We start from the raw sequence: 26,726 nt of genomic DNA, 5'->3' as shown, positions 1-26,726 counted from the left end.
ACCGTTCAATCAAATCGAGAACCGGCGAGGCGCACCGGCGGCTTTCCGCCGTGGCGCTACAGGACGATGTTGACCAGCCGTCCCGGCACCACGATCACCTTGCGCGGCGCGCCGTCGCCGACCATCGACGCCACCTTCTCGTCCGCCAGCGCCGCGGCCTGGACCTCGTCCGGCGACGCGGAAGCCGGCACCGTGACCCGCGAGCGGACCTTGCCGTTGACCTGGATCGGGTACTCGACCGAGTCCTCGACCAGGTACTTCTCGTCCACCACCGGGAACGGGCCCTGCACCAGCGAATCGACGTGGCCCAGCCGGTGCCACAGCTCCTCCGCCAGGTGCGGGGCCAGCGGCGCCAGCATCAGCACCAGCGGCTCGGCCAGCTCACGCGGCGTCGACGCGGTCGCGCCGTACACCTTGGTGACGTGGTTGTTCAGCTCGATCAGCTTCGCGCCGGCCGTGTTGAACCGCATCTCCGCATAATCCTCGCGGACGCCCGCGATGGTCTTGTGCAGCACCTTGCGGTCCGCCTCCGAAGCGTCCTCTGTGGACACCCGCAGCTCGCCGGTCGTCTCGTCGACGACCAGGCGCCACAGCCGCTGCAGGAACCGGTGCGCGCCCACGACGTCCTTGGTCGCCCACGGGCGCGACATCGCCAGCGGGCCCATCGCCATCTCGTAGAACCGGAACGTGTCGGCGCCGTAGTTCTCGGCCATCTCGTCCGGCGTGACGACGTTCTTCAGGCTCTTGCCCATCTTGCCGTACTCCTGGGTGACCTCTTCGTCGTTGAAGAAGTACTTCCCTTCGCGCTCCTCGACCTGCTCGGCCGGGACGTAGACACCCCGCGCGTCGGTGTAGGCGTACGCCTCGATGTAGCCCTGGTTGAACAGCTTCCGGTACGGCTCCTTGGACGTCACGTGGCCCAGGTCGTACAGCACCTTGTGCCAGAACCGCGAGTACAGCAGGTGCAGCACCGCGTGCTCGACACCGCCGACGTACAGGTCGACGCCGCCGGTGTCGTCGGAGCCGTACTCGCCGGGGCGCGGCCCCATCCAGTACTGCTCGTTTTCGGGCGCGCAGAACGTCTCCGAGTTCGTCGGGTCCAGGTAGCGCAGCTGGTACCAGCACGAACCCGCCCAGTTCGGCATCGTGTTGATGTCGCGGCGGTAGGTCTTGGGCCCGTCGCCCAGGTCCAGCTCGACCTCGACCCAGTCGGTCGCGCGCGCCAGCGGCGACGACGGCATCGAGTCGCGGTCCTCGGGGTCGAACGTCACCGGCGAGTAGTCGGCGACCTCGGGCAGCTCGATCGGCAGCATCGACTCGGGGACGGCGTGCACTTCGCCGTCTTCGTCGTAGACGACCGGGAACGGCTCGCCCCAGTAGCGCTGGCGCGAGAACAGCCAGTCGCGCAGCTTGTACTGCACGGTCCCGGTACCGGCACCCTTTTCGGCCAGCCAGTCGATGATCGTCTTCTTGGCCTCGGCGACGTCCATGCCGTCCAGGAAGCCCGAGTTGATCGCCGGGCCGTCACCGGTGAACGCCTTGCCGTCGAAGCCGTCCGAGGGCTGCACGGTCCGGATGATCTCCAGGCCGAACTTCTCGGCGAACTCCCAGTCGCGGACGTCCTGGCCGGGGACGGCCATGATCGCGCCGGTGCCGTAACCCATCAGCACGTAGTCGGCGACGAAGATCGGGATCTGCTTGTCGTTGACCGGGTTCGTCGCGTACGCGCCGGTGAAGACGCCGGTCTTCTCCTTGTTCTCCTGCCGGTCCAGCTCGGACTTCCGCGACGCCGCGACGCGGTACTCCTTGATGGCGTCGGCGGGCGTCGCCGCGCCGCCGGTCCAGCGAGGATCGACGTCCTCGGCCCACGAAGCCGACGTCAGCTTGTCGACCAGCGGGTGTTCCGGCGCCAGCACCACGTAGGTCGCGCCGAACAGCGTGTCCGGGCGGGTCGTGAAGACCTCGATCGCGTCTTCGCCGGACTTGAACGTGACGCGCGCGCCGTGCGAGCGGCCGATCCAGTTCCGCTGCATGGACTTGACCTTCTCCGGCCAGTCCAGCAGGTCCAGGTCGTCGACCAGGCGGTCGGCGTACGCGGTGATCCGCATCATCCACTGCCGCAGGTTGCGGCGGAAGACGGGGAAGTTGCCGCGCTCGCTGCGGCCGTCGGTGGTGACCTCTTCGTTCGACAGCACCGTGCCCAGCCCCGGGCACCAGTTGACCGGCGCTTCGGAGATGTAGACCAGCCGGTGGTCGTCGATGATCTTCTTGCGCTCCAGCGCGCTCAGCGACGTCCAGTCGCCGCCACCGGGCACCGGGCGCGAGCCGTCGGCGAACGCGGCTTCCAGCTCGGCGATCGGCCGGGCCTTGCCCGCTTCGGTGTCGTACCAGGAGTTGAAGATGCGCAGGAAGATCCACTGCGTCCAGCGGTAGTACTCGGGGTCGATCGTGGAGATGCGACGGCGTTCGTCGTGGCCCAGGCCCAGGCGCCGGATCTGGCGCAGGTAGGTCCGGATGTTCTCCTCGGTCGTCTTGCGCGGGTGCTGCCCGGTCTGGACCGCGTACTGCTCGGCCGGCAGGCCGAACGCGTCGAAGCCCATCGTGTGCAGCACGTTGCGCCCGATCATCCGGTGGTACCGGGCGAAGACGTCGGTGCTGATGAAGCCCAGCGGGTGCCCGACGTGCAGGCCGGAGCCCGACGGGTACGGGAACATGTCCTGGACGAACAGCTTGTCGCTGGGCACCGGCTGCCCCTCGACGGCGAGCGGCCCGACGGGGTTGGGCGCGTGGAAGGTGCCCTGGTCGGCCCAGTGGTCCTGCCAGCGCTGCTCGATCTGACCCGCCAGCGCGGCCGTGTACCGGTGCGCCGGGACGTCGGTCCCTGTTGTCTCGGTCATCGCCGTCTTCCTCCGTGGGAGCTACTCCAGAAACAACTCGACCCCTCAGCCACCAGGGCATGAGGGGTCGCCGCGCCGGCCAGGCCGGGCCTGGTCAGCGCGGCAGGCTAAGGAGCCGCCGAGCCGTGTTCATGTGCACATCGTAACTTGCTGGTCAAAGCCGTTCCGAGGGGACCGCCAGTGCGGCGAACTGGGTGACCTGCGTGGCCGAGAAGTTGTTGTCGCTGACGATGATCAAGCTGCGCTCGCCGTCGGGCAGCTTCGGGCCCCAGGTCATGCCCTCCAGGTTGTCCACAGTGGACAAGCCGAGGTCCGCGGCGTCGAACAGGAACCGCTTCTTGACCGGCTTGACGTGCTTGGCGTCGGCCAGGGACTGGACGTTCAGGACGTTCGTCGCGCCCTTCGTGTCGATCTCGTAGACGCGCACCTTATTGCCGACGCCGGTGACGAACGAGCGCTCCATCATCAGGAACTTCGTCGGATCGGCCTGGTCGACGGCCAGCATCGAGGAGACGCCGGTGGTCGCGAACGCGCCGGCGGGCACCGGTGACGCGAAAATCGGCTCCTGCGGGTACGCGTACTGCGCCAGGACCGGGCCGAACCGCGACTGCAGGGTGATCCGCGAGAGCGCACCGGTGGTCGTCGTCGGCTGGGGACCGTCCTGCAGGAGCGGGCCCTCGACCTCGCTGGCCAGCAGCGAGCCGAAGCCGGTGAAGGTGATGCCCTCGAGCACCAGGTTCTGCCGCGGGCCCGCCGTCGGCGTCATCTTCTCGTTCGCGGGGATCGGCAGGTCGCGGACGTATTTCCCGTCGCGGCGCGCCTCGCGGATCGACGGGTCGATCAACGTCGTCGCGGTGCGCTCGCCCTCCTGCGACCAGTAGTAGTCGCCGGTCCACGGGTCGACGCGCAGCTCTTCGGGGTCGATCGTCTGCTCGTTCTGCGGCTTCGAGGGGTCGTTCTGCGCGAGCGGCGGGTACGGCGTGCCGTCGGGGCGCAGCAGCGGCTTCGTGCCGGTGAAGGTGACCGGGCCGACGCCGTTCGCCGACACCGGGAAGGTCGCGGTGTAGAAGCGGGCGGGGTTGATCGCCGACCGGTCGTCGCAGATCAGCGCGTAGCCGCCGGTCCGCGGGTCGTAGTCGATGCTGGACAGGCCGCCGACCGTCGTGCCCTGGAACGCCAAGGCGTTGGGGACGATCCGCTCGCCGAGCAACCGGACGGGTCGCTGGTGACTCTCGGTGGCACTCGCCGGCGCGGCGGCGAGGATTCCCCCGATCAGGGCAGCGGTCAGGACGGTGGGCAGTACACGCGGTGACATGGCCTGTAGCACAGTCGATCAGGGTATCCGGCAGGTTGCCGGGACGTCACGCTTATCCTTGACCCGTGTTCGCTATCGCGCTGGTTCCGGTCGTGCTGGGTCTGCTCGTCGGTTTTGGTGGGTTCCTCGGGTTCCGCGAGCGCTTGACGCGCGAAGGCGGCACCGGGGTGCGCACGCAGGCGGCGCTGCGCAGCGAAGAGGCGTTCAAGCTGGCCAACCGCGTCGCAGGCCTGCCGACCATGGCCGGGGGCGCGATCGCGGTGCTCACCGGGCTGGCCGGGCTGGCGATGCCGACGACGGGCGGCCTGATCTCCGCCGCGCTCGCGGGCGTGCTCGCGATGCTCCTGCTGGTGATGGGCGGAGGCGTGCTCGGCAACCGGGCCGCGCTGACCGTGCCCCCGCCGGCCCCGGCGGCGCCCGCCGGGTGCAGCGGCTGCGCCTGCGGTGCCGGCGGCTGCGGCGTCTTCAAGAAGGAAGACGCCTAGTTCCGCTGCAGGTCACCGGGGTGGGTGGCCAGTAGTGCGAGCGGGATGCCCTGGCGGCGCAGCACCTGGCTCCACAGGTCGCCGTTGGGCGAGGCCAGGATGTCGCTCGGCAGCGCGGGCACGATGACCCAGTCGTCGCGCTCGATCTCGCCCGCCAGCTGACCCGAGTCCCAGCCCGCGTAGCCGGCGAAGACGCGTACGCCGCGGACCTTCGGCACCAGCACCTCGGGATCGGTGTCCAGGTCGACGAGCGCGACCGGCCCGCGGACCGCGATCACGCCCGGCACGCTCGCCGCCGTCTCGCCGGTGCGCAGCGCGGCCAAGCACAACGCCGTCTTCTTCTCGACCGGGCCGCCGACGAACACCGCCTGGGGCTCGGCGACGTGCCCGCCCCAGTTGGGCAGCACGTCGTGCACGGCGACGTCGCTCGGCCGGTTCAGGACCACGCCGAGGGTGCCCTCGTCCCGGTGATCGATGACGAACACCACGGTCCGCTTGAAGTTGGGGTCGACCATCGTGGGGGCGGCGACCAGGAGCGTTCCCGGCTCAACCTCGGCGTCCGCTGGCACGCGACCCATGATCTCACCTTCGGCCCGGCGAATTACTTCGGCTCGGGAACAATCGCCCCAGCAGCCTCGTTTGAAACAGTGGTCGGCGCACTCCGTGTCCCCCGGGCTCACTGAAGAACCGCCTTTGTGGAATACCGTCCGGCTGGAGCCACACTGCGCATAGCCGCCGAGAGGCGACCTCAGTGCGCCGGCCACCTACTACGCTGGCTCCGTGACGATCAGCACCGGTGCGGCGACCGCACGACAAGGCCCCCGGGAGCTGTTCAAGGACCCGGATTTCCGCCGCCTCCTCTTCACCCGCTTCGCCGCGAGCTGGGGTGACGGCGTCTTCCGCGCCGGCCTCGCCGGGGCCGTCCTGTTCAACCCCGAGCGCGCCGCCGACCCGCTGGCCATCGCGGGCGGGTTCGCCGCGCTGCTGCTGCCGTACTCCGTCGTCGGGCCCTTCGCGGGTGCGCTGCTGGACCGGTGGGACCGCCGTCGCGTGCTCATCTTCGCCAACCTCCTCCGCGGGCTGGCGATCGTCGCCGCGTCCGCCGCCGTCGGGCTCGGGTTCGGCGGGCTCGGCCTGTTTTCGCTGGCACTGGCCGCGGAGGGCATCTCCCGCTTCATCGGTTCGGGGCTTTCGGCGTCGCTACCGCACGTCGTGCGCGCGGAGAGCGTGGTGACGGCGAACGCCTTCGCCACGACGCTCGGCTCGGTCGTCGCCGTGATCGGTGGCGGCTGCGCGATCGGCCTGCGGGCGCTCTTCGGCAGCAACGACGTCGGCTCGGCCGAGACCACGGCGTTCGCCGTCCTCGGCACGCTGGTCTCGGCGTTCCTCGCGCGCGGGTTCGTCCGCGGCGTGCTCGGGCCGTCCGTGGTCGACGAGCCGCCGAACCCGGTGCTGGCCGTCGCGCGCGGGCTGGCCGACGGCGCCCGGCACGCCTGGCGCGCGCCCAGCGTGACGGCCGGGTTCATCGCGCTCTTCGCGCACCGGGCGTCGTTCGGGGTGTCGCTGCTGGTCACCGTGCTGCTGATGCGCAACTACTTCACCGACCACGGGATCCTGCGCGCCGGCCTGCCCGGCCTGGGGCAGATGGCCGCGCTCGCCGGCGCCGGTCTCCTGCTGGCCGGGCTGCTGACGGCGCGGATCATCCGCAAGTTCGGCCGGCTGCGCGCGGTGCTCGGCTCGCTGGTGCTGGCCGCGATCGCGCAGTCCGCGCTGGGCCTGCCGATGCTGCTGCCGCTGGCGCTGCTCGCGTCGTTCGTGATCACCGGGGCGGGGCAGGTGCTCAAGCTCTGCGTCGACTCGTCGATCCAGCTCGACGTCGCCGACGAAGCGCGCGGCCGGGTGTTCGCGCTGTACGACACGCTCTTCAACATCACGCAGGTGGCGGCGGTTTCGCTGGGCGCGCTGTTCGTGCCGGACGACGGCCGCGCGCCGGGTCTGCTGATCGCCGCGACGGCTTGTTACCTCGTCGGCGGGGCCGGCTACGCGCTGGCCCGGCGCCGTGCGATTCGCTGACGCAAAGACCCGAACCGGTCACGACGACTGCTCCATTGGCATTAGGGTGACGCGAAGTCATTAGTAGGTTCGAGGGACACCGGGGGCACCTGTGACCACCGCGGGCGACGACCGTGCACGGCTCGAAGCACGCAATGCCGCGATGAAGGACCAGATGGACACCCTCCTGGAGAACTTCGAGCGGCAGACCGCGCAGCTGCGCGACGCCCAGGCCGCGGCGGCCGAGACCACCGCGCAGGTGAGCTCCCCCGACGGCCTGGTCCGCGCCACGATCGACGCCGGCGGCAGCCTCGCGAAGCTCGAGTTCGCGCCCACCACGTTCGAACGCACGACCCCCGGGCAGCTCGCGAACACCGTCCAGACGCTGGTGCGGCAGGGATCGTTGCAGGTCAAGCAGAAGATCGCCGACCTGATGGCGCCGATCACCGAAGGCCTGCCCGATCTGGCCGACCTGGTCGAGGGCGCGCCGTCGCTGGCCGGGCTGGTGCCGCAGATCCCGGACTTCGTCGAGGAAGAGGCACCCGCGCCGCGTCCGGAGTCGTTCGAGGACACCGGTTCGATCCTGCGCAACGAGCAGGCGCCGGCGCCGTCGATGCCCGCCCCGAAGCCCGCGCCCAAGCGCGTCCGCCCGCCGCGTGACGACGTGGACGAGGAGCCGCCGTCGTCCTGGATGACGAGGGGCGACTGATGCCGGAGGGGGGATCCGGCTTCACCGCGGAACCCGACGCGGTCATGCGCGCGTCGAACGGCCTGGTCACGGCCGCGGACGGACTCGACAACGCGGTCAAGGCACTGCAAAGCGCGCTTTCCGCGCAGGGCGAGTGCTGGGGGACCGACGACTCCGGCAAGGAGTTCGCGAAGGACTACGTGCCCGGCGCGCAAGGCGCCGTCGAGGGGTTCACCAACCTCGTGCAGGGGTTGCGGGGGATGCAGCAGAACGTCGCCAAGTCGATGAAGGCCCTTTCGGGGGCCGACGAAGACGTGACGTCCCAGCTGAGCAAGGGGCAATGACGCGTGGGTATGGAGATGCCCGACGCGGTCAAGTGGCTGCTGCCGATCGTCGTCGGGGAAAGCTGGCCCGAGGGCGACGAGACGAAGCTGCGCGCGCTGCGGGACGCGTGGCACACGGCGTCTTCGGCGATCGCGCCGGCGTCGGAAGCGGGTAACCAGGCGGCGACCGGCATCGCCGAAAACTGGACGGGCGACGGCGCGGACGCGTTCGCCGAGCAGTGGAGGAAGTTCGTCGACGGCGACGAGGCGTACTTCAAGCAGCTCGCCGACGCGGCTCAGGCGCTGGGCGATTCGTGTGACCAGACGGCCTTGGACGTCGAGTACACGAAGTACATGATCATCATCTCGCTGATCGTCCTGGCCGCCCAGATCGCGGCGATGATCGCGGCGGCGGCGGTGACGTTCGGCGGTTCGACGGCGGGCATCGCGCCGGCGCAGGTCGCGACCCGGATGACCGTGCAGATGCTGTTCCGGCAGCTGCTCGAGAAGCTGGCTCAGCAGGGGTTCAAGCAGGTCGCGAAGGAGCTGCTGGAGAAGCTGCTCAAGCAGGGTCTCAAGAAGATCGGCATGGAGGTCCTCAAGAACGAGGCCATCAACCTCGGCATGGACGCGGGCATCCAGGGCCTGCAGATGGCGAAGGGCGACCGCAAGGACTGGGACTGGTCGAAGACGTCGGACGCGGCGATCTCGGGCGCGGTCGGCGGCGTCGTCGGGGCGGCTTCGGGGTCTATCGGGCGCGGGGCGACTGAGGGGCTTTCGCACAGCGCCGGCGGGCAGGTCGCGGACGCCGCGATGCGGGCGGGGGCCCGTGGTGCGGTGGAGGGCGTCGCGCAGACGGTCGGCCAGGCGGCGGTCACCGGGGATCTGGGGTCGTTGACGCCGGAGCAGCTGCTGATGGGCGCTTCGAGCGGGGCCGTCGGGGGTGCCGTCGGGGGCGCGAAGGAGCAGCTGCACTCGGTTCACGAGGCGAACATCCCGCGGTCGGAGGGTGGGGACTCGGATACTGGGCCGGGTTCCGGTTCTCGGGACTCCGGGTCTTCTGGGGAGTCGGGGGCGGAGCCTGAGTCACGCGGGGAGCAATCGGAGAGCCGGTCCGAGTCCCGGGGTGAGTCGGAGCCTGAGTCGCGGGGCGAGCAGTCTGAATCCCGGAGTGAATCGGCGTCTGAGTCGCGGGGCGAGCAGCCAGAGACCCGACGCGAGTCCGCGCCTGAGACGCGGAGAGAATCGGCGCCTGAGTCACGAGGCGAGCAGCCAGAGACCCGACGGGAATCCGCACCTGAGACGCGGAATGAGCCGGCGCCCGAGTCACGGCGCGAGTCCGCGCCTGAATCGGCACCCCAGTCGCGGAGCGAGCAAACGGAAGCTCGGCAGGAGTCCGCACCGGAGTCCCGGGCTGAGTCGGCACCCCAGTCGCGCGGCGAGCAGCCGGAGACTCGACAGGAGTCCGCACCGGAGTCCCGGAGTCCGGAGCCTGAGGTGCGCCGGGAGCAGCCGTCGGCCGAGGAGCCGCGACGGGAAGCGACGTCGGGATCCGATGCCGCGCCGGGGACCGGCCGGGAGCCGCACCAACGCGCGGAAAGCGCTCCGAGCCCGTCCGAGCAGACGGCCGGACCGACCACGCAGCACCGAGCGGCGGCGGAACCCCAGTCGGCGGCGTCGTCGCCGACCGGCGGTTCGTCCCAGGGCGGCTACGGCATGGCCCCGCCCCCGGAGCCCGGCCGCCAGAGCGCCGGACGCCCGCAGGACAACGTCGGAGCAGCGGGTTTCACCGGCGGCCAGAACCAGCCCTTCGCGGCAGACGCCGGCCCGGCACCGGTGCAGAGCGGCGGTTCCCCACAGTCTCCGGGCGGGTTCGCACCCCCACCCCCGCCGGCCGGCATGCCGAACGGCGGAGGAACGGCACGCCCCGGCGCCCCGGCCCCGCAGACCCCGATGCCATCACGCGGCGGCGAGCAGCCACGGACGCCGGACCCGCGCCGGATGATGCAGGGTGGGCAGCCCCCGTTGGGGCCGCAAGCCGGACAACGACCTGGTCGGCCACCCCACGGCGGCCAATCGGGTGCGCAGGCTGGCCAAGGCCAGTTGCCACCCGGTGGTGGCCGGCCAGGTCAGCCGCCGCGCGGGGGTCAATCGGGTGCGCAGGCTGGCCAAGGCCAGCTGTCACCCGGTGGTGGCCGGCCAGGTCAGCCGCCGCGCGGGGGTCAACTCCCGAACGGCGGTCATCCTGTTCACCCTGGCAGCCAGCCAGCGCACGGCGGGCAAGGGGTCCAGCCCGGTGGGCAACCGTTTCAGCCGGGCGCTCAGCCGCCGCACGGTGGGCAAGCCGTCCAGCCAGGTGGCCACCCGTCGCACGCGGGGCAGCCACTTCAGCCAGGCGGGCAGCCGCCGCATGCGGGGCAGCCGGGCGGGCAGCCGCTCCACACTGGGCAAACCGCCCAGCCGGGCGGACAACCGCAGCGCACTGGGCAACCGGTTCAGGCGGGCGGCCAGCCGCCGCACGCTGGACAGCCCGTTCAGCAGGGCGGGCAACCGCCGCACGCGGGGCAGCCGGTTCAGCCAGGCGGGCAACCGCCGCACGCGGGGCAGCCGGTTCAGCCGGGTGGCCAGCCGCAACACCCCGGGCAACCAGTTCAGCCGAACGGTCAGCCGCCGCGCACTGGGCAGCCGGGTGGTCAGCCGCAGTACCCGGGGCAACCGGGTAGCCAGTCACCGCACGCTGGGCAGCCGGTCCAGCCGGGTGGCCAGCCGCCGCATGTTGGGCAGCCGGTTCAGTCGGGTGGGCAGCCGTCGCAGAGTGGGCCACAGCCTCCGCGGAGTGGGCAGCCGCCGCATGGACAGGGCGGGCCGCCTCGGCAGGGTGGGCCGACACCTCAGGATCCGCGGTGGTTGTTGCATGGGGGGCAGCCGCCGTTGCAGGGTGGGCCGCCGCCGGTGCAGCATGGGGGGTCGTCGCATTCGCGGGGGCCTTGGGCTCCTGGTGGGCAGGCGCCGCAGGGTGGGTTGCACCCGAACGATCCGCGGCGGATGCCGCCGCAGGGGGCGCCGCGGCCTGCCGGGTATCCGAATCAGACTCGGGGGCCGCAGGGGCCTGGGCCGCATCCTGGTGGGCGTCCGCCTGTGCCGCCTCCTCCTGGTGGGCGTCCGCCGATGCCTTCGCACGATCCTCGGGTGCCGCCGCCCCGGTTCGGGTCGCCGCAGGAGCACCTGCCTCGGGGGCCCGTTGAGCAGCCTCGGCCGCTCGGGGAAACCGCTCCGGGGCCGGAACGTCGGGTGGGGCAGCCGCACGAGCAGCAACTGCCCGCCGAGGCGAGTTCGGCCACGCGCGAGCACGAAACGCACGCGGGCGACGAGCAGCGCCCGGCGGAAACGACCCCGCGCGAGCACGAGCCGACGACTCACCACGCCACCGGACAACGCCCGGCGGAGACGCCCACGCGCGCGCAGGAGCCGCACGCCGCCGAACACCCCCCGGCGGAAACGGCCACGCGCGAGCACGAAACGCGCGCGGGCGACGAGCAGCGCCCGGCGGAAACGACCCCCCGCGAACACGAGACGCCCGCCACTGACGAGCCGGCGCCGCAACAGCGTCCCGACGAAGCGATCCCGCGCGAACAAGAGCCGCTCGCGCACGAAGGGCGTGCCGACGAGCAACCGGTGCACGAACAAGAAACGGCCGCCGGTGAACACGCTGACTACGGGCAACCCCGGCCGGACGAGCCCTACCTCACCGACCACGACTTCCACACCGATGATCCCGCCGGCATTCGGCGGGTCGAGGACACCTTCATGGACTCCGGGCGCTCCAGCCTGGAAGACGGCGAATGGCGCCACGAACAGGTCCGCCGCGAAGCGCTCGCCAAGCGCGACGAGCACCACCCCGGGATCTCCGACGACGGGGCCTTCGCCGTCCACGCCTACACGCGGTACGAAATGGTCGGGCCGCTCAACCGCGCCCTGCGGATGGGCGGCCCCGAACTGATCGACCTCGCGCCCCAGGCCGGGGCGCTCGTCTCCGGGCTGAATGAACTTCCTCCTCACCTCGGCACCGTCTCGCGGCGGGTCGACTTCGGCGGCAACCTCTCGCGGCTTCAGGCCTTCGTCTCGCGGTTCCACGACGGCGCGCACATCACCGAGCCCTCGTTCCTCAGCTCCTCGAAGATCGACGCCGACCACCCGCGGAGCAAGTTCCCCGGTGAAGTCGAGATGCGGATCCAGTCCAAGACCGGGCGCGACGTCGAGTCGATGGCCAGCATCGGGCATGAACGCGAGGTGCTCTTCAAAGCCGGGACGCAGTTCAAGATCACCGGCGTCGAGGAAGGCCCTGGGCACCCGAACCACAAGCCGAAGCCCGAGCCCGGGCAGCCGCACTACGTCGTGCATGCCGAGGAGGTCGTGGCCGGTGAGCCGGGGCACCTCGGGGCGCACGAGGCGCGCGACGCCATCGAGCAGCGCCGCGCCGACGAGCGGGCCGACGAGGACCGCTTCCAGCGTGAGGCCGACGAAGAGCTCGAGCAGTTCTACGCCGAGCACCCCGAACTCCGTCCGGGTGACATGTCGAAGCTCACCGCCTTCGACGATCCCAACGCTGGCCCTCCGCCCGAGCGGGTGCCGCCGGCCACCGGGGAGCCCGACGGGGGTTGGGCGCAGCTCGCCGAGCCGCTGACGCCGGGTGGCCCGCCCGTCTTGCACGCCGGGTCCGTCGAGACGCCGCAGCAGCACGCGCGGCTCGTGCGGGACGCCGTTCCCGAGCTCGGGAACGTCAACACCCGCAACCACTACGGCCCGGACGGCCTCCAGAACGGCTTCCGGACCAACGCCGCCGAGTCGATGGTCGCCTTCGAGCGGCGGATGAACGGCGAGGACGTCGTCGCCGGGCCGGCCCGGCAGCAGAGCCTCGCGCACGTCAGCGAACAGCTCGGCGGGCAGTGGCACAGCCGGGGCAGCTTCGACGACGTCGCCCGTGACCTCGGGGAACGTCCCGTCGGGGCGCGGTCGGCCGTCGCCTTCGAGACGCCTGACGGGGAGTCGCGGCTGGTCGCTGCCGTGCGGACCGAGCACGGGGTGCTCTTCGCCGATCCCGTCACCGGGCGGCTCGCCGAGCTGCCGCACGACGCCACCGGCGTCCACGCCCTGCCGCTCGGCGGCGGGGACGCGCCCCCGCACCACGAAGGCATCTCCGACCGGCTCAACCCGACGACGGAGCGGCTCCCGCACGACGAGGGCTACCTCTTCGACGGCGAGCACCGCGGCACCCCGGCCGACCACGAGAGCATCCGCCGCGCGGTCGGTGACGAGGACATCTACCAGCAGATCCACGACCGGGCGCTGGACCGCCGGGACGCCGCCGGGCTGCCGCTGACCAACGAGGGCGCCGTCGCGCTGCACGGCTACACCCGCGGCGAGTACGCCTACGACGTCAACGAGGCCCTGCGCCGCGGCCCGGACCACCCCGGGTTCGACCTCGCGCACGAGAACACCCGCGCGATCCTGGACGGCCTCAACCAGGTCCCCCGCACGTCCGGGGAGAGCCTCCGCGGCATCGACGTCGGGGGCGATCCGCGGCTGGCGGAGCTGGTCGCCGGGCCGTACGAGCCGGGGCGGGTCGTCGTCGAGCCCGCGTTCTCCAGCGCGTCGATCAAGACCGGCGAGTTCTCGACGTCGAAGTTCGGCGACGACGTCGAGCTGCACGTCCGGTCGGACAACCTGCGCGACATCTCGAAGCTCGCCGAGAACCCGGGCGAGCGCGAGTCGCTTTCCCCGCCCGGCACCCAGCTGCTGGTGCACGAACGGCGTCTCGAGATCACCCCCGACGGCCGCCGCAAGTGGGTCATCGAGGCCGAAGAAATCGGGCCCGGCCACCCGCGCTACCTCGATCCCGAGGCCGCGCAGCAGAAGATGGCCGAGCGGTGCGCGGAGAACGACCACAACGCGGCCGAGTTCGAGCGTCGCAAGCAAGCCGCGATGATGGAACGGCTCAGCGGCCTCGACGAGCCAGCGCACGTCGCGCCTTCGCCGGAGCAGCCGACCGTCCACGACACCGTCGACGAGACGCCGGCCGAACCGCTGCCGGCCGCCGAGCCGGGGCCGGACTACTCACGGCTGGCGCGCTCGACGAACCCGCCCGCCGAACCGGCCATCCACGCCGGCGGGACGACGCCGAGCGAGCGCGCGGCCTACGTCCAGGACCGGCACCCGCACCTGCGCGACGTCAACCCGGGCTTCCGCGAGCCCGGCGCGCTCGAAAACGGCTACCTCTCGAACTGCACGCGCGGCCCTGAGGCGTACCTGGATCGCGTGCGCGGCGGCGACCTGACGGCCGAGCCGATCCTGCTGCACGAAATGGGCAGCCGCGGCACGCTCGAGCACCTCGAGGGCCGGTTCGGCGAGACCTTCTCCGCGCGCGGAAGCTACGACGACGTCATCCGCGAGATGCGCGAGCGGCCGCTGGACCACCACGCCGTGGTCGCGGTGAAGTACGACGGCCCGAACGGCGTCGAGTACGGCCACGTGGCGATGGTCGTGCACACCCGCGACGGCGTCGCGTTCATCGACCCGCAGTCCGGCGACCTCATGCACCTGCCGCAGCCGCCGAAGAGCATCAAGCTGATGCACGTCGGCACGCCGGACGAGGTGCACATCGGGTCCGACCACGTCACCGGGGAGCACGGCGGATACGGGTCAGCACAGCCGCACGACGCGTTCCTCGCCCGCGACGACGTCGCCGCGGCGCTCGACGGGCACGCGGACGCCGACTACATCCGCGCTCACCTGGCCGAACACCCCGGCCTGGTGCAGGTGCTGAGCGACCCGGCCAACGACTACCTGACGCGCTCGCTGCTGGACAACCCGAAGACGCTGGCCAGCCTGCTCAAGCACCCCGAGGCGATCCCGATCCTTGAGGACGCGGTCCACGAGGTGAACGAGCGCGGCTACAGCGTGATCGACGACGTGGAGCAGTCGGGTGTCGAGCCGTTCGACCCGACTCCGGAGCAGGCGGAGATCTCCGACGGAGTAGCCGCGATCGTCAACGGAACCGAAGACGCCCTCCGGCTGCACGCGAGTTTCGACCTGAGCAGGGTCGGTGATCCGGACTACTGCCGGCAATGGGTCGCGGAAGAGCGCGAACGCTGGCCGGGGACCCAGGGCACGTTGAACCGCATCACCGAGCGGATCGCCGGTGAGACCGACGGCCACCCGGGGTTCCGGCCGGAGCCCAAGGACGACGTCCGGGCGCTGGCGAAGATCGCGAAGTACGGCTGGAACGGTTCGCGGCTGACCGACCTGGTCGGCGCGAAGATCCAGTTCGAGCGGGTGGCGGACATGTACCGGGCGCTCGACGCGGTGCGTGGCGATCCCGAACTCACGATCGTCAAGTTCTCGGATCGGCTTGCCGCCCCGCAGGACAGCGGTTACCGGGATCTGCAGCTCAACGTCCGGCTGCCGAACGGGCACGTCGCCGAACTGCGGCTGCACCTGACGCACATCGACGACGTCGCGTCCTACGAGCACGCGCTTTACGAGGTGCGCCGGGACTTCGAGACCTTCAGCAAGAAGGAAGGCCGTGAGGGCTTCCTTTCCCCGGAGGAGGCGGCCCTCGACGCGGCGTTGACCGAGCAGGTCCGAGGCCGTTTCGGGGACGCGTTCCGGCGAGGACTGACAGCCGAGGAGAGCAGCTGATGGCCGTTCGCACACCCACGTTCTACAAGTACTACGCCCAGACCTACCGGATCGACCCGACGCCTGGCGGTGGCTTGGCGGGCACCCTCCTCGATCTGCGGACCGGGTTCTTCGTGCCGGACAGCAGCCACATCCGCGAGGTCCTGCGAGCCACCACCGACTCGAACATCGACGGTCCCCTCAGCGAAGAGAAGTTCATCCACGAGACGGAGATCGAGCGGAGCCACTACCTCTCTGGCGACGGGCCGATCTTCGCGCTCTACGACACCATCAAGGGGATCGACGGCGTCGCGATGAAGGAGGGACGCCTGCGGACTCAGCAGGAAACCGCGCTGGTTCGCGCGTTGCAGAAGCGGACCTTCAAGATGTGGGAAGACGAAGCCGCCCGGATCGCCGCCGGTGAGGCACCGTCGTTCACGGTGACGAGCCGCTTCAACGCGGGGCAATGATTCACGTGGAACAACGACTTTCGCCCGACGACCAGCGCACCCTCCTGGTGCAGCTGGGAAAGCTCCTGCGTGACCACCGCGTCGACGCCGCCGGGCCCGCCGCCGTCGACTTCCGGCAGGTCGGGGCGCACCGCGAACTCGTCGGCCACAACGCGAAGACGTCGGACGCGCTCGGCGAGCTCTTCGCCCAGCTGCGCGATGGGATGTACGCCGAGGACCGCGGGACGTGGCTGCAGGCGCGGTTCACGCTCAACCCGGACGGCACCTTCGACTTCGACTTCGCGCGTGACGACGACCCGGTGTGGACCGAACCGCCGGCCGCGACCGACTACCCCGACGAGCTCACCGCCTTCCCGCGGGCCGAGGAGCACATCCCGGACTGGTGGCGGCTGCGGGCGCAGCTTCCACTCGGCCTGGTGTTCCGGCACGCCGAGATCGGCGACCCGGACGTCGAGCGGCCGCCGCTGACCGACACCGAGGTGCCGCTCGTGCTGCAGTACCTCGAACGCGAAGCCGTCGTGCACGAGGACGACGACCAGCGGTTCCACAGCGACGGGACGTGGATCTGGTCCGAGGCGGTGCCGCTGCTGCTCGCGAAGCACGGCGTTCCGCCCGAACCGGACCTCGTCGCGCACATCCGGCGCCACCACTTCCAGCCGCCGTACGTCGAGCCGCTGGTGCGGCGGACCGCCGAGGCGGATCTGCGGGGCGAGCCGCGGCCGAAGCCGGGGCGGGCCGACGTCAAGAAGACCACCGGGGACGTCGCCGCCGAGCTGGAGACGACGCCGGACCCGAAGCTGGCCGACGAAGAGCTGCTGATCGTGCTGGTCCAGCGGCTGGGCGAGCACGGCGTCTGGCCCGAGGCCTACCGGGTCGGGGAGCGGGCGGACGGCACGTGGTGCCTCAACTTCACCCCCGGCGGCTGGGAGGTCGCCGCGTACGCCGGCGGAACGGCCCGGGAGCCGAAGTACTTCACCCGGCTGGAGGATGCCGCGCAGCAGCTGCTGGGCGCGTTGCTGCTGCACCCCGCCCGGATGACCGCGGGCCACGAAACCCCCTTGGAAACCGCCAAGGAGCTCGACGACTGGCCGGTCCACCCGGCTCCGGGTGAGCCTCCCCTCACCCTGCTCCGCAACAAGCGCATCACCCGGCTGGTGGCGGGTACGGTCGTTCTGCGCTTCGGCGAAGAACCCGGCAACCTCGTCCACCACGGGGAGGTACGGTTCGCCACGACGTCGCTGCCGCTGGAACGTGAGCGGCAACGGCGGAGCTACCGGCTGAGACGCCCTCTGCACGTGATCACCGGCATCACGGTTCCGTGGGCGAACCTGCCGGGTGGTGCGGTGGCCTTCGTGCTGCCGAAGACGATCGCCGAGCACGAGTCCGACGGAAGCCTGGAGAGGATCGAGTAGGTGGAAGCGGCGGAAGCGATTGCCAAGGTCGGCCAGTGGCTGCGCGCGGTGCACGGTCCGGACGTCTCCGGTCCCGCCGGGCTCCGGGTGGACACCGGGAAGGTGCTGCGCATCCCCGAGGGCTGGTCGGTGCCCTACAACACCATCGCGTTCCTCGACGAGGGACGGCCCGAGAAGGAGATCTTCCCGCCGCCGTCGGTCGTGGTCCGCGAGCCGGACGGCGAGCTGCGGCAGGCGCACCCGCACCCCGGCGGGCTGTCGGTGCCGGTGGCGTTCCCCGGCCAGGAGAACTGGCGCGAGGTCGTCGACCCCGAGTACGTGAAGGCCGGGCTCGGTGAGCTGGGCGTGCCGCTGCAGGCGGTCGCGGGCTGGGTGAAGGTCGACGCCGAGGGCAACCAGACCGGCGAAGAGCGCGAGAACCCCGAATACAAGGCCGGGCCGATCCGCCGCGGCTACCCGAAGCCGGAGAACACCCTCGAGACGCTGCTGTCGTTCGGCAGCGTCGGCTGGCTGACCCGGGAGCTGCTGCTCATCGGGCTGATCCGCTGCGAGGTGTTCGTCCCGCTCGACCTGGAGACCGGCAAGACCGACCGGTTCTACTTCGCCGAGGAGCGCAACGAGCTCAAGGTGTTCAGCTCGACCCGGCACCTGCCCTCCCGCGAGCACGGCTGGTGGAAGGTCGACGTCGCCACGCTCGCCGAGTTCGAGCACCCGCCGAACCTGGTCATCAACGGCGGCCCGACGACCATCGAGGACGTCTCCAGCGGCGAGCTCGCGGAGATCGTCAAGCGGTTCCCGCGCCACGAGCCGCGCATCGACGTGCACGGCCGCTGCCCGGAGGCCGAGGAGGACCTGATCCGCGTCGCCGCCGACACCGCGGCGCGGATGGGGCTGCCGGACCCGGTGAAGCCGCCGCTCAAGGCGGCCGAGAAGGCCCGCCGCCGCGGCTTCGAGCTGACGGCGGAGGAGTGCGCGAAGACCGTGCTCGGCGAGTCCTGGCTGAAGCGGCTGCAGATGCCGGAGCCGCCGCGGAGCAAGCCCAACGACCTGCGCGCGAACGGCCTGGCCCCGGCCTACGACAACGCCGGGCGCACGGTGCCGCGGCTGGACACGTTCGGCAAGTACCCCGAGCGCGACCTCGACGGCTTCCGCTACGGCTGGCAGCGCGTCACGGGCGCGTACGTCGGCTTCGCCCTCGGCGAAGCGCTCGGCGCCGCGGTCGACCGGGTGCCGCTGCACGACATCCACGCGAAGTACGGCATCGAAGGCGTCACCGACCTGCTGCCCGCGTTCGACCAGGTGGGCCGGATCGGCTCGCTGACGCAGCGGCTGCTGTTCTACACCGAGGCCGTCGTCCGCAGCCCGCACCGCGAGCAGCCCGAGTCCCGCGAAGCCGAGCAGCTCTTCCCCGGTGTCGTCCGCGGGGCGCTGCAGCGCTGGCTGCGCACCCAGGGCGCGCCGATGGAGAACGCCGACGGCTGGCTCGTCCAGGTCGCGGACCTGCACGCCCGCCGCGACGCCGACGACGCCGAGCTCAACGCCTACCACCAGCTCGCGACCGAGGCCGCGGGCGCGCCGCCGCTGACCGGCCCGGCCGCGCTGATCCCCGCGTTGCCCGCCGCGCTGACCATGGCCGGGCCCGGCAGCGGGCTCAGCGGCGGCGCGCGCCAGGCGGTGCGCGACCTCGCCGGCGTCACCCACCCGACCGAGCCGGACCTGGCCGCCGCGACGTACCTGACCTGGCTGTTCGAGCACGCGCTGACCAAGGACGCGTTCAGCTTCCCGATCTGGAACCTCAGCCGCGAGGTGCTCAACCCGGACAACCAGTTCCAGCAGGGCCCGGAGTGGACGGCGATCGGGGACATGGTCGCCGAGTCGGTGCCGTTCTTCGGCGAGCACGGGCTGCCCGACCTGCGGATGGCGGAGCTGATCGGCGACGGCCAGACGACGCTGTCGGTGCTCGGCCGCGCCTTCGCCGCGTTGTCCGGCTTCGAGAACTACCCGGAGCAGGCGCTGCTGCGCGCGGTCAACCACTCCGGCCGCAGCGCGCTCACCGGCGCGCTCGCCGGCGCCTTGCTGGGCGCGCGCACCGGGATCCCCGGGCTGCCGCAGAAGTGGGTCGACCAGCTGGAGCTGCGCTACCTGGTCGAGAACGTCGCTTCGGACGCCTACTGGCACTTCGACCGGCACTCGGCGCTGAGCGCGCAGGGTGACACGTGGATCGAGCGGTACCCGCGGCATTAGCCCGAGGATGGGGAGAATGGAAGAACAGGACGCCGTCGCCCGCGTGCGGGAGTGGTTGCGCACGCGACCGGGCGGTGACCGGCTGCGGATCCGGGACGAGCTCACCACGCGCCGCCCGGACGGCTGGCGCTTCACGGTCAACGCCGCCGCGTACCTGGACGGCACCGATGTCGGCGCGGGCCTGATCCCGGCTCCGGTGCTGTTCGTGCCCGACGACGGCGGCGAGGTCACGCTCGACCAGGCGTCGATGGCGAGCACGCCCGCCGAGGCCGAGTGGCGGCCCGACGTCGATCCGGAGTTCGACGAGAAGGCGTTCCCGGAGCTCCCGGTGCGGGCGATCCGCGGCTGGACCCGGTCGACCGGCGAGTACCGGGTCAACGAGCAGTACACGCCCGGCCCGGTCTGGCGCGGCTTCCCGGTGCCGGCGACGGACGCCGCCAAGCTGCTGACCTACCTGGCCGTGGGCTGGATCAGCCGCCCCGAGTTCGCCCAGGCGCTGCTCGACTGCGAAGTGCTCGTGCCGCTGCCGGACGGCGAGCCGCTGCTGCGGCCGGTGCCCGGCACCGGCGCCCGCGAAGTCATCGCCTACAGCTCGTCGGCGCTGGTTCCCGGGCGCTACCCGCGCCGGTGGCGGGTGCCGGTCCGCGACCTGCCCTCGTCGGCCGGGCTGACGCTCGACCCCGGCACCGGGCTGGTCCGCAGCCTGACCGCGGCCGAGCTGGGTGCGACCGGCGAACGCGGTCCGCGAGTCGAGGAACCCGCGCCGGAAGCCGGCCCCGCGGTCGCCGACGCGCTGCCCGCGCTGGTCGGAGAGTTCGGCGTCGAGCCGCCCGACCTGCTCGAACGGCACCTGCGGTACGCGGTGAACCACGCCCGCGACCACCACTTCGAGCTGACGCCCGAGGAGTGCGTCCGGTACCTGCGCGGGTTCGCCTGGCAGTACCGCAACGGCGTCCGGCGCCGCGCGGGCCAGGACCCGGAATGGCCCGCCGACCTGGACGCGCACGGCCTGATCGCGCACGTCGACGAGGAGGGCCGCCCGCGGCCGGTGCCGTGGACGTTCGGCAAGTTCTCCGCCTTCGGCACGCCCGCCGGGCGCTTCGCCTGGCACCGGATCGTCGGCGCGTACGTCGGCTTCGCGATCGGTGACGCGCTGGGCGGCGGTGCCGACCCGGCCGGACCGCTGCCGCTCGGCGGGCTGACGCGGCACCTGCTGTTCCACACCGACATCGTGCTGCGCGGGCTGCCGCCGGTGCCGACCGGCGAAGTCCCGGCCACGCTGCCCGAGCCGGACCCGGTCGGCTGGCTCGCCGTCGCGACCCGGCACGCGGGCCCGCCGCCCGCCGAGTTCTCCGCGCTGCTGGCCACCGCGCTGGCCGCGACCCCGGCCGGCGCGGTCGCGCTCGCCGACGTCGACGGTGAGCGGTACGCGAAGGACGTCGCCCGCGAGCTGACCGGCAGCGGCGCCGGCGCCGAAGTCACCGAAGGCGTCGAGCTGCTGATCGCGGTCTTCCAGGCCCTGCTCACGCGCGAGGCGTTCGCGCTGCCGGTGCACGTCCGCCTGCGGGAAGTGGGCGGCGACCTGGCGACGTCGACGCTGGCGCTGCGTGAGGACCGCGACGCCGACGACGTCGCCCAGCTCGAAAGCATCGGCGACGGCCGGAGCGTGCGCTCGGTGCTCGGCCGCGCGCTGTTCGCCGCGGCCAAGCGCGGCTACGACCCCGCAGCGGCGATCACGCTCGCCGCCCGGTCCGGCCCGGTCGCGGGCGCCATCGCCGGGGCGCTGGTGGGCGCCCGGGTCGGCCTGCCCGGCCTGCCGTGGGTCTCGGCGCTGCCCGACCTCGGGCTGCTGGAGGACATCGCGAGCGACGTCTTCTGGTACTTCAACCGCAACGGCCTCCAGACGGAGACCGCGGAGCACCCGCGTTGGGAGCGCCGGTACCCGAGCGGCCGGTTCACCCCGAAACCGAAGGGACCGGACTTGCGATCGCGACTGCGGGGCAGCCTGCTGGCCGGGGCGATCGGCGACGCGCTGGGCGCGAAGACGGAGTTCGACTCGATCGACCGGATCCGCGAAATCGCCGGGCCGGCCGGGATCACCGACTTCATCCCCGCGTACGGCGGCGTCGGCCGGATCACCGACGACACGCAGATGACGCTCTTCACGCTCGAAGCGCTGATCCGCGCGCACGCGCAGCGGCGGCGCACCGGCTCGGCCGACGTCGTGCACTCGCTGCAGCTGGCCTACCAGCGCTGGCTGCACACCCAGGGCGTCGCGTGGGACCGGGCGCGCGGGCCGCAGTCGGCCCTCGAGGCGCCGGACGGCTGGCTGATCACCCACCAGGAGCTCTTCAGCCGCCGCGCCCCGGGCCTGACCTGCTTCGGCGAGCTCGAGGCGTACGGCCGCTCGGGCGTCCGCGGCACCGTCGAGCGGCCGATCAACAACTCGAAGGGCTGCGGCGGCGTGATGCGGGCCGCGCCGATCGCGGTGTGGTCGGACGACCTCGCCGAGGTGTTCCGGCTCGGTGCCGAGAGCGCGGCGCTGACCCACGGTCACCCGAGCGGGTATTTGTCGTCCGGGTGCTTCGCGGTGGTCGTGCACGAACTGCTGCACGGAAAACCCCTGCTCGACGCGGTCGCGACCGCGCGGGCGGAGCTCGTGAAGCACGCAGGGCACGAAGAGCAGAGCGCGGCACTCGACGCGGCGCTGGCGCTGGCGGAGCAGGGCCCGCCGACGCCGGAGAAGCTCGAATCGCTCGGCGCGGGGAACATCGGCGAGACGGCGTTGTCGATGTCGGTGTACGTCGCGCTCACCACGACCGACGCCGACACGGCGTTGCTGGCGTCGGTCAACCACAGCGGGGACAGCGACTCGACCGGCTCGGTCTGCGGCAACCTCGTCGGCGCGATGTACGGCGAGGGAGCACTGCGGCAGAGCTGGCTGGAGCGGCTGGAGCTCCGCGACGTCATCGTCGGACTGGCGGACGACGCGATCACCGAATTCGGCCCGGGTGCGCCGGGTGACGACCGGTGGTTCGCTCGGTACCCGGTCGACTAGATTCCTGGGGTCACTGGGGCAGGGGAGGACAAAACGTGCGTTACCGGGTTGAGGTGGCCGAACGCCCGGACGGCCTGTACGCGACGTGGGGCGAGGGGACGTTCCGCGCGCAGCGGTCCACCACCGACGGCACCGTGCTGCTGTCCGTGCTTCCGGAGGAAGAGGCGCCGGACGGGTTCGACAAGGAGCACGACGGGCGGCCGGCGCGAGTGGTGCCGGCGAGCGAGGTGCCGGCGACGTTCACGCTGCGCACCTTCGCCGAGTACGACGGCGAGGTGTTCGAGGTCGCTCCGGGCGAGCGGCCCGAGCTGACCTTGCGCTGGGTCCGCGACGACAGCGTCCGCGCGGCGCAGCTGGGGCTGACCGACTTCTCGGTCACCGTGCCGGCCAAGCAGGTCACGGCGTTGTGGCAGACGCGGCTGGACTTCACCGAGGCGCCGGACGCGCGGCCGCAGCCGGGCGGCGACGACCAGAACGCGCTGCTGCGCGCGATCGGCCGGACGCTGCTGCACACCGTGCCCGGCGGCTGGTCGCGGGTCGGCGCGCAGTTCCGGCAGGTCGGCGACTACGCGGAGATCGAAGTCCGCGCGGTCGGCGACGAGGACGGCCCGGTGTCGGTGTCGCTGCCCGCGGTGCCCCGGCTCGGCGGCCTCTTCGCGCGGCTGCGCGCGGCGATGTTCCAGCCCGAGACCGGCACCTGGTTCCAGGGCACTTTCACGCTCGACTCGGCGTCGTCGTTCGACTTCGACTTCGACGCCGACCGCGAGCCGGACTGGCGGGTGCCGCCCAACGACGGCGGGCGCCCGTCGACCGCCGCCTACGAGCTGGAGCTGGCGACCTACCCGCGCACGCCGAAGCACGCGCCGGCGTGGCTGACCGCGAAGGCCGGGCTCCCGCTGGACACCGCGTTCCGCCTCGCGCGGGCCGCGGACTCGCACGCCGAGGGCGAGCGCCCGGTGGTCAACCGGCCGCCGGTGCCGCCGGACCAGGTCCGCGGGGTGCTCGACTACCTGTTCCGCTCGCCGGTCGCGCTGCACCGGCCGACGCCGCTGCCGGACATCTTCGGCGTGCCGGGCGCGAAGCCGGACGTGCCGAACGCGTTCCACACCGACGGCACCTGGATCTGGCCCGCCGCCGTGCCGCACTACCTGCGCAAGTACGGGGTGCCGCCGGAGCCGGAGCTGGTCGAGCACATCCGGGCGGCCGCTTTCCGGCCGCCGTTCGTCGGCGAGCTCGTCCGCGCGACGGCGGAAGCGGAGGTCAGCGGCACGCCGCGGCCGGCGCAGACCGCCGCCGACCTGCCGGACGAGCGCGCGCTGACCCGCGTCGCCCGCGGCGAGCAGGTGCGCAACCTGCGCGGCGCGGAGACGCTGGAGCTGCTCCAGCAGCGGCTCTCCGAGCACGGCGTGCCTCCGGCCGCCTACCGGATCGGCGCGAACGAGATCCCGGCCGAGGACGTCTGGACGCTGCGCCGCGCGGAGAACGGCTGGGAGGTCTCACGGCCGCCGTCCGACGAGCCGGTGGCGTTCGGCTCGCTCGGCGACGCGGCCCGGTTCCTGCTCGGCGTGCTGCTGATGCTGCCGCCGCGCCCGGCCGAGGAGTCCGACCAGCCCGCCGACTGGCCGATCCTGCCGATGCGCGGCGAACCGCCGTTGAACTTCTACCGCGGCAAGCGCCTGATCACGCTCGCCCCGGGCACGACGGTCGTCCGGTTCGGCAACGAGACCGGCAACCTGGTGCACGCCGGGGGTACGCGGTTCGTCGAGGCGGCGCTGGCCTTCGAGCGCGAGCGGGAGAAGCGGCTGTACCGGGTGCAGCGCGCGGTGCGGGTGCTGACCGGCGTGACGGCGCCGTGGAGCGGGATGCCGGGCGGCGCGGTCGCCTACCTGCTGCCGCGCCCGCTCGCCCAGCACCTCGAAACGGGCTCGCTCAGCAGGCAGTGATCAGGACGGCGGGCGACCACCAGTAGTCGGCGAGCGGGGTGACGTCGACGTCGGTGAAGCCCGCCGTCTTCAGCTGCTCGGTCCAGCCCGCGGCCGGGTGCTCCCAGTTCGTCCGCTCCTGCCCGGAGACGATCCCGAGCAGCACCGGCAGCAGGAAACCCTGCGCGACCAGGGAGGCGTCTTCGCCGTACTCGGCGACCCCGCGCTCGTAGCGTTCGACGAGCGAGCGTAGGTGCTCCGGCGAGCCTTCCTCGAACTCGGGGACGTCGAACTCGGCGATGACCAGCTTCCCGGTGCGCAGCTGCAGCGTGCGAAGCACCTCCGCGCGCTGTTCCGGCTCGATGGACTGCAGCGCGAACGTCGACTGGACGAAGTCCCAGCCGAGGTCGTCGCGGGCCAGGAACTCCTGCGCGCTCGACTGCCAGCACTGCGCGGACGGCACCCGCTCGTGGACGCCTTCGAGCAGCGCGGCCGACGGTTCGACCAGGTCGATCCGCGCCGGGGTGTGCGCGGCCTGCTCCAGCGCGGGCACGACGGCGAGGCCGTCGCCGCAGCCCAGGTCGAGCAGCGATTCGGGCTTTTCGGCGTCGTAGCGCTCGGCGAGCGCGGTGCTCAGGGCCCGGTACAGGCCGATGTTGCCGCCGCCGCGGATGAAGGTCGTGAACGCGCTGGGCTGGTCGTACACCGGCGCCGAGCCGTCTCCGCCCAGGTAGATCCGCAGTTCGTCGGCCAGCGTGGAGCCGGCGCGCCCGGCCCGGGCGGCGAGTTCGACGGCCTGGTCGCGGTCACCGGCGCGGTGGGCGATGAGAGCGTCGGCGAGCAGCTCGATCGAGGTCATGTTCAGGAGATATCAGAAGGGGACCCAAAGCGTCACCCGAGTGCCCCCGCCGGGCAGTCCGGATTCGACCAGCGACGTCCCGCCGACCTCGGCCAGCCGGGCGGTGATGGACTCGCTGATGCCGAAGCCGGCCGGGTGGTCGGCCGCGCTGAAGCCGCTGCCGTGGTCGCGGGTGATCACCGCGATCCCGCCGTCGCGCTCCTCGACCCGGACCACCACCCGGTCGGTGCCGGAGTGCTTCATCGTGTTCCGCAGGGCCTCGCGCACGGCGTCGCGGATGGCGATCTGCCGGACCTCCGACAGCGTGTCGTCGTCCAGCTCCGCCACCACGAGCTGGGCGCGCAGGCCGTCGCGCGCCATCTCGGCGGCGAGCGCGGCGAGCTTCTCGCCCAGCGGCCGGGCGCCCGCCTCGGCCCGCTCGGACTTCGCCGACTCGATCGTGTGCCGGATCTCCATCGCCTGCGCCCGGGCCAGCCGCTGGATCTCGACCAGCCGTTCCTCGGGGTTGGCGGTGCCGGACAGCGCCATCGCCTCGAGCGTCTGCAGCACGGTGTCGTGCAGCATCCGGTGCTGCTGGGCGCGCTCGGCGAGGCGTCCGTTGCGGGTGCCGTAGGCCAGCGCCAGCCGGGTGCCGAGGCCGGTCAGCAGCAGGGCGGCGGTGGCCAGGAACAGCTCCGCGAGCAGCACGGAGTACGTCGAGAACGCGGCGTCCACCTGGAACCGGCCGGTGTTGAGCCAGTTCGCGAGCATCCGCAGCGGGAAGCTCGCCAGGCCGAACACCAGCCCGCTCGGGACGCCCAGCGCGAGCGTGAGCAGCCCGGCCTCGCCGAAGAGGTGGACGCTGCTGACCGCCAGCGCGTCGAAGTAGGCCACCGCCGGCACGGTCAGCGCGAGGACGAGCGGCGAGAGCACGGAAAAGAGCAGGTCGACGGCGAGCAGCTTCCCGGCGTCCCGGCCGCGGAACGGCGCCGAGCGGAACATCCAGCGCAGGCCGATCACGTTCAGCGCGACGGAGAGCAGCGTGAAGACGCCGACCGGCAGCAGCCCGGTCGTGCCGTGCTTGACGGTGTACACGCCGAACTGGCCGGGCACCGCGAGCAGCCGGTAGGCCAGCGGGATGAGCACGACGTACCGGGTGGCGCGCAGCAGCAGGCCGTCGCGCTCGCTCGGGTCGATCGGGCCGTTCATCCGCGAGATGCGCCGGAGCGCGTGCATCGGCGCCGGGTCGGCGATCTCGTCGGGCAGCTCGCTCGTGGCGGTGGCGATCGCGGGGGCGCCGCGGCGCATCAGCGCCACCAGGAAGCTGCCCCCGCCCGTCACCGGC

At 72.1% G+C, this 26,726-nt stretch carries 15 protein-coding genes; 10 read left to right on the top strand and 5 right to left on the bottom strand.

Going from position 1 to position 26,726, the window contains the following annotated elements:
• Positions 1 to 56 precede the first annotated feature (56 nt).
• Both leuS and MUY14_RS36905 read right to left on the bottom strand, forming a co-directional pair.
• On the bottom strand, positions 57 to 2,897 hold the full coding sequence (leuS, locus tag MUY14_RS36910; RefSeq protein ID WP_247016347.1) for a leucine--tRNA ligase: 2,841 nt from the start codon (positions 2,895 to 2,897) through the stop codon (positions 57 to 59).
• A gap of 154 nt (positions 2,898 to 3,051) precedes the next feature.
• Positions 3,052 to 4,212, bottom strand: coding sequence for an esterase-like activity of phytase family protein (locus tag MUY14_RS36905; protein WP_247016345.1), 1,161 nt, complete (start codon positions 4,210 to 4,212; stop codon positions 3,052 to 3,054).
• Between the two features lie 65 nt (positions 4,213 to 4,277).
• On the opposite strand from MUY14_RS36905, the gene MUY14_RS36900 reads away from it, so the two are divergent.
• Positions 4,278 to 4,697 carry an SdpI family protein gene (locus tag MUY14_RS36900; protein ID WP_247016343.1) on the top strand — a complete coding sequence of 140 codons (420 nt, stop codon included), beginning with the start codon at positions 4,278 to 4,280 and terminating at the stop codon, positions 4,695 to 4,697.
• On the opposite strand, the gene MUY14_RS36895 is transcribed toward MUY14_RS36900, so the two are convergent.
• The gene (locus MUY14_RS36895) at positions 4,694 to 5,275 is read right to left on the bottom strand and encodes a YqgE/AlgH family protein (RefSeq protein WP_247016341.1); all 582 of its coding nucleotides are present in this window, start codon (positions 5,273 to 5,275) and stop codon (positions 4,694 to 4,696) included. The genes MUY14_RS36900 and MUY14_RS36895 overlap by 4 nt on opposite strands.
• A 202-nt stretch (positions 5,276 to 5,477) precedes the next feature.
• Here MUY14_RS36895 and MUY14_RS36890 point away from each other — a divergent pair, with 202 nt between their 5' ends.
• From MUY14_RS36890 to MUY14_RS36840, 9 genes are all read left to right on the top strand, one after another.
• Complete coding sequence (locus MUY14_RS36890) at positions 5,478 to 6,770, top strand: MFS transporter (protein ID WP_247016339.1); 1,293 nt, start codon at positions 5,478 to 5,480, stop codon at positions 6,768 to 6,770.
• A 142-nt stretch (positions 6,771 to 6,912) separates the two neighbouring features.
• Positions 6,913 to 7,458, top strand: coding sequence for a YbaB/EbfC family nucleoid-associated protein (locus tag MUY14_RS36885; protein ID WP_247016337.1), 546 nt, complete (start codon positions 6,913 to 6,915; stop codon positions 7,456 to 7,458).
• Positions 7,458 to 7,781 (top strand): WXG100 family type VII secretion target, encoded by a 324-nt coding sequence (locus MUY14_RS36880; protein WP_247016335.1) that lies wholly within the window; start codon positions 7,458 to 7,460, stop codon positions 7,779 to 7,781. The genes MUY14_RS36885 and MUY14_RS36880 overlap by 1 nt, the downstream gene beginning before the upstream one ends.
• A 9-nt stretch (positions 7,782 to 7,790) precedes the next feature.
• Positions 7,791 to 15,458 (top strand): toxin glutamine deamidase domain-containing protein, encoded by a 7,668-nt coding sequence (locus tag MUY14_RS47395; protein WP_396126615.1) that lies wholly within the window; start codon positions 7,791 to 7,793, stop codon positions 15,456 to 15,458.
• Positions 15,458 to 15,907, top strand: a complete 450-nt coding sequence (locus tag MUY14_RS36860) for a hypothetical protein (RefSeq protein WP_247016327.1) — start codon at positions 15,458 to 15,460, stop codon at positions 15,905 to 15,907. The genes MUY14_RS47395 and MUY14_RS36860 overlap by 1 nt, the downstream gene beginning before the upstream one ends.
• Positions 15,904 to 17,319: a TNT domain-containing protein gene (locus MUY14_RS36855; RefSeq protein WP_396126614.1), complete on the top strand. Its 1,416-nt coding sequence runs from the start codon at positions 15,904 to 15,906 to the stop codon at positions 17,317 to 17,319. The genes MUY14_RS36860 and MUY14_RS36855 overlap by 4 nt, the downstream gene beginning before the upstream one ends.
• Positions 17,320 to 19,563, top strand: coding sequence for a YrhB family protein (locus MUY14_RS36850; protein ID WP_247016323.1), 2,244 nt, complete (start codon positions 17,320 to 17,322; stop codon positions 19,561 to 19,563).
• 16 nt (positions 19,564 to 19,579) lie between these two features.
• On the top strand, positions 19,580 to 22,621 hold the full coding sequence (locus MUY14_RS36845; RefSeq protein WP_247016321.1) for an ADP-ribosylglycohydrolase family protein: 3,042 nt from the start codon (positions 19,580 to 19,582) through the stop codon (positions 22,619 to 22,621).
• 35 nt (positions 22,622 to 22,656) lie between these two features.
• Positions 22,657 to 24,564: a TNT domain-containing protein gene (locus tag MUY14_RS36840; protein ID WP_247016319.1), complete on the top strand. Its 1,908-nt coding sequence runs from the start codon at positions 22,657 to 22,659 to the stop codon at positions 24,562 to 24,564.
• Here MUY14_RS36840 and MUY14_RS36835 read toward each other — a convergent pair.
• Together MUY14_RS36835 and MUY14_RS36830 are read right to left on the bottom strand one after the other, a co-directional pair.
• Positions 24,551 to 25,402, bottom strand: a complete 852-nt coding sequence (locus MUY14_RS36835; protein ID WP_247016317.1) for a class I SAM-dependent methyltransferase — start codon at positions 25,400 to 25,402, stop codon at positions 24,551 to 24,553. The two genes, MUY14_RS36840 and MUY14_RS36835, sit on opposite strands and share 14 nt — an antisense overlap.
• Positions 25,403 to 25,414: 12 nt before the next feature.
• The gene (locus MUY14_RS36830; protein ID WP_247016315.1) at positions 25,415 to 26,722 is read right to left on the bottom strand and encodes a sensor histidine kinase; all 1,308 of its coding nucleotides are present in this window, start codon (positions 26,720 to 26,722) and stop codon (positions 25,415 to 25,417) included.
• Positions 26,723 to 26,726: the final 4 nt, after the last annotated feature.

The sequence above is a fragment of the Amycolatopsis sp. FBCC-B4732 genome, from assembly GCF_023008405.1.
Taxonomy (GTDB): Bacteria; Actinomycetota; Actinomycetes; order Mycobacteriales; family Pseudonocardiaceae; genus Amycolatopsis; species Amycolatopsis pretoriensis_A.
The sequence above is the reverse complement of the archived record's forward strand: the minus strand, read 5'-3'. Positions and strand labels throughout refer to the sequence as shown.

Coding starts and splice junctions, on each gene's coding strand:
- leuS (WP_247016347.1), bottom strand. CDS start 2,897: ATGACCGAGACAACAGGGACCGACGTCCCGGCGCACCGGTACACGGCC.
- MUY14_RS36905 (WP_247016345.1), bottom strand. CDS start 4,212: ATGTCACCGCGTGTACTGCCCACCGTCCTGACCGCTGCCCTGATCGGG.
- MUY14_RS36895 (WP_247016341.1), bottom strand. CDS start 5,275: ATGGGTCGCGTGCCAGCGGACGCCGAGGTTGAGCCGGGAACGCTCCTG.
- MUY14_RS36885 (WP_247016337.1), top strand. CDS start 6,913: ATGAAGGACCAGATGGACACCCTCCTGGAGAACTTCGAGCGGCAGACC.
- MUY14_RS36880 (WP_247016335.1), top strand. CDS start 7,458: ATGCCGGAGGGGGGATCCGGCTTCACCGCGGAACCCGACGCGGTCATG.
- MUY14_RS47395 (WP_396126615.1), top strand. CDS start 7,791: ATGGAGATGCCCGACGCGGTCAAGTGGCTGCTGCCGATCGTCGTCGGG.
- MUY14_RS36860 (WP_247016327.1), top strand. CDS start 15,458: ATGGCCGTTCGCACACCCACGTTCTACAAGTACTACGCCCAGACCTAC.
- MUY14_RS36855 (WP_396126614.1), top strand. CDS start 15,904: ATGATTCACGTGGAACAACGACTTTCGCCCGACGACCAGCGCACCCTC.
- MUY14_RS36845 (WP_247016321.1), top strand. CDS start 19,580: ATGGAAGAACAGGACGCCGTCGCCCGCGTGCGGGAGTGGTTGCGCACG.
- MUY14_RS36835 (WP_247016317.1), bottom strand. CDS start 25,402: ATGACCTCGATCGAGCTGCTCGCCGACGCTCTCATCGCCCACCGCGCC.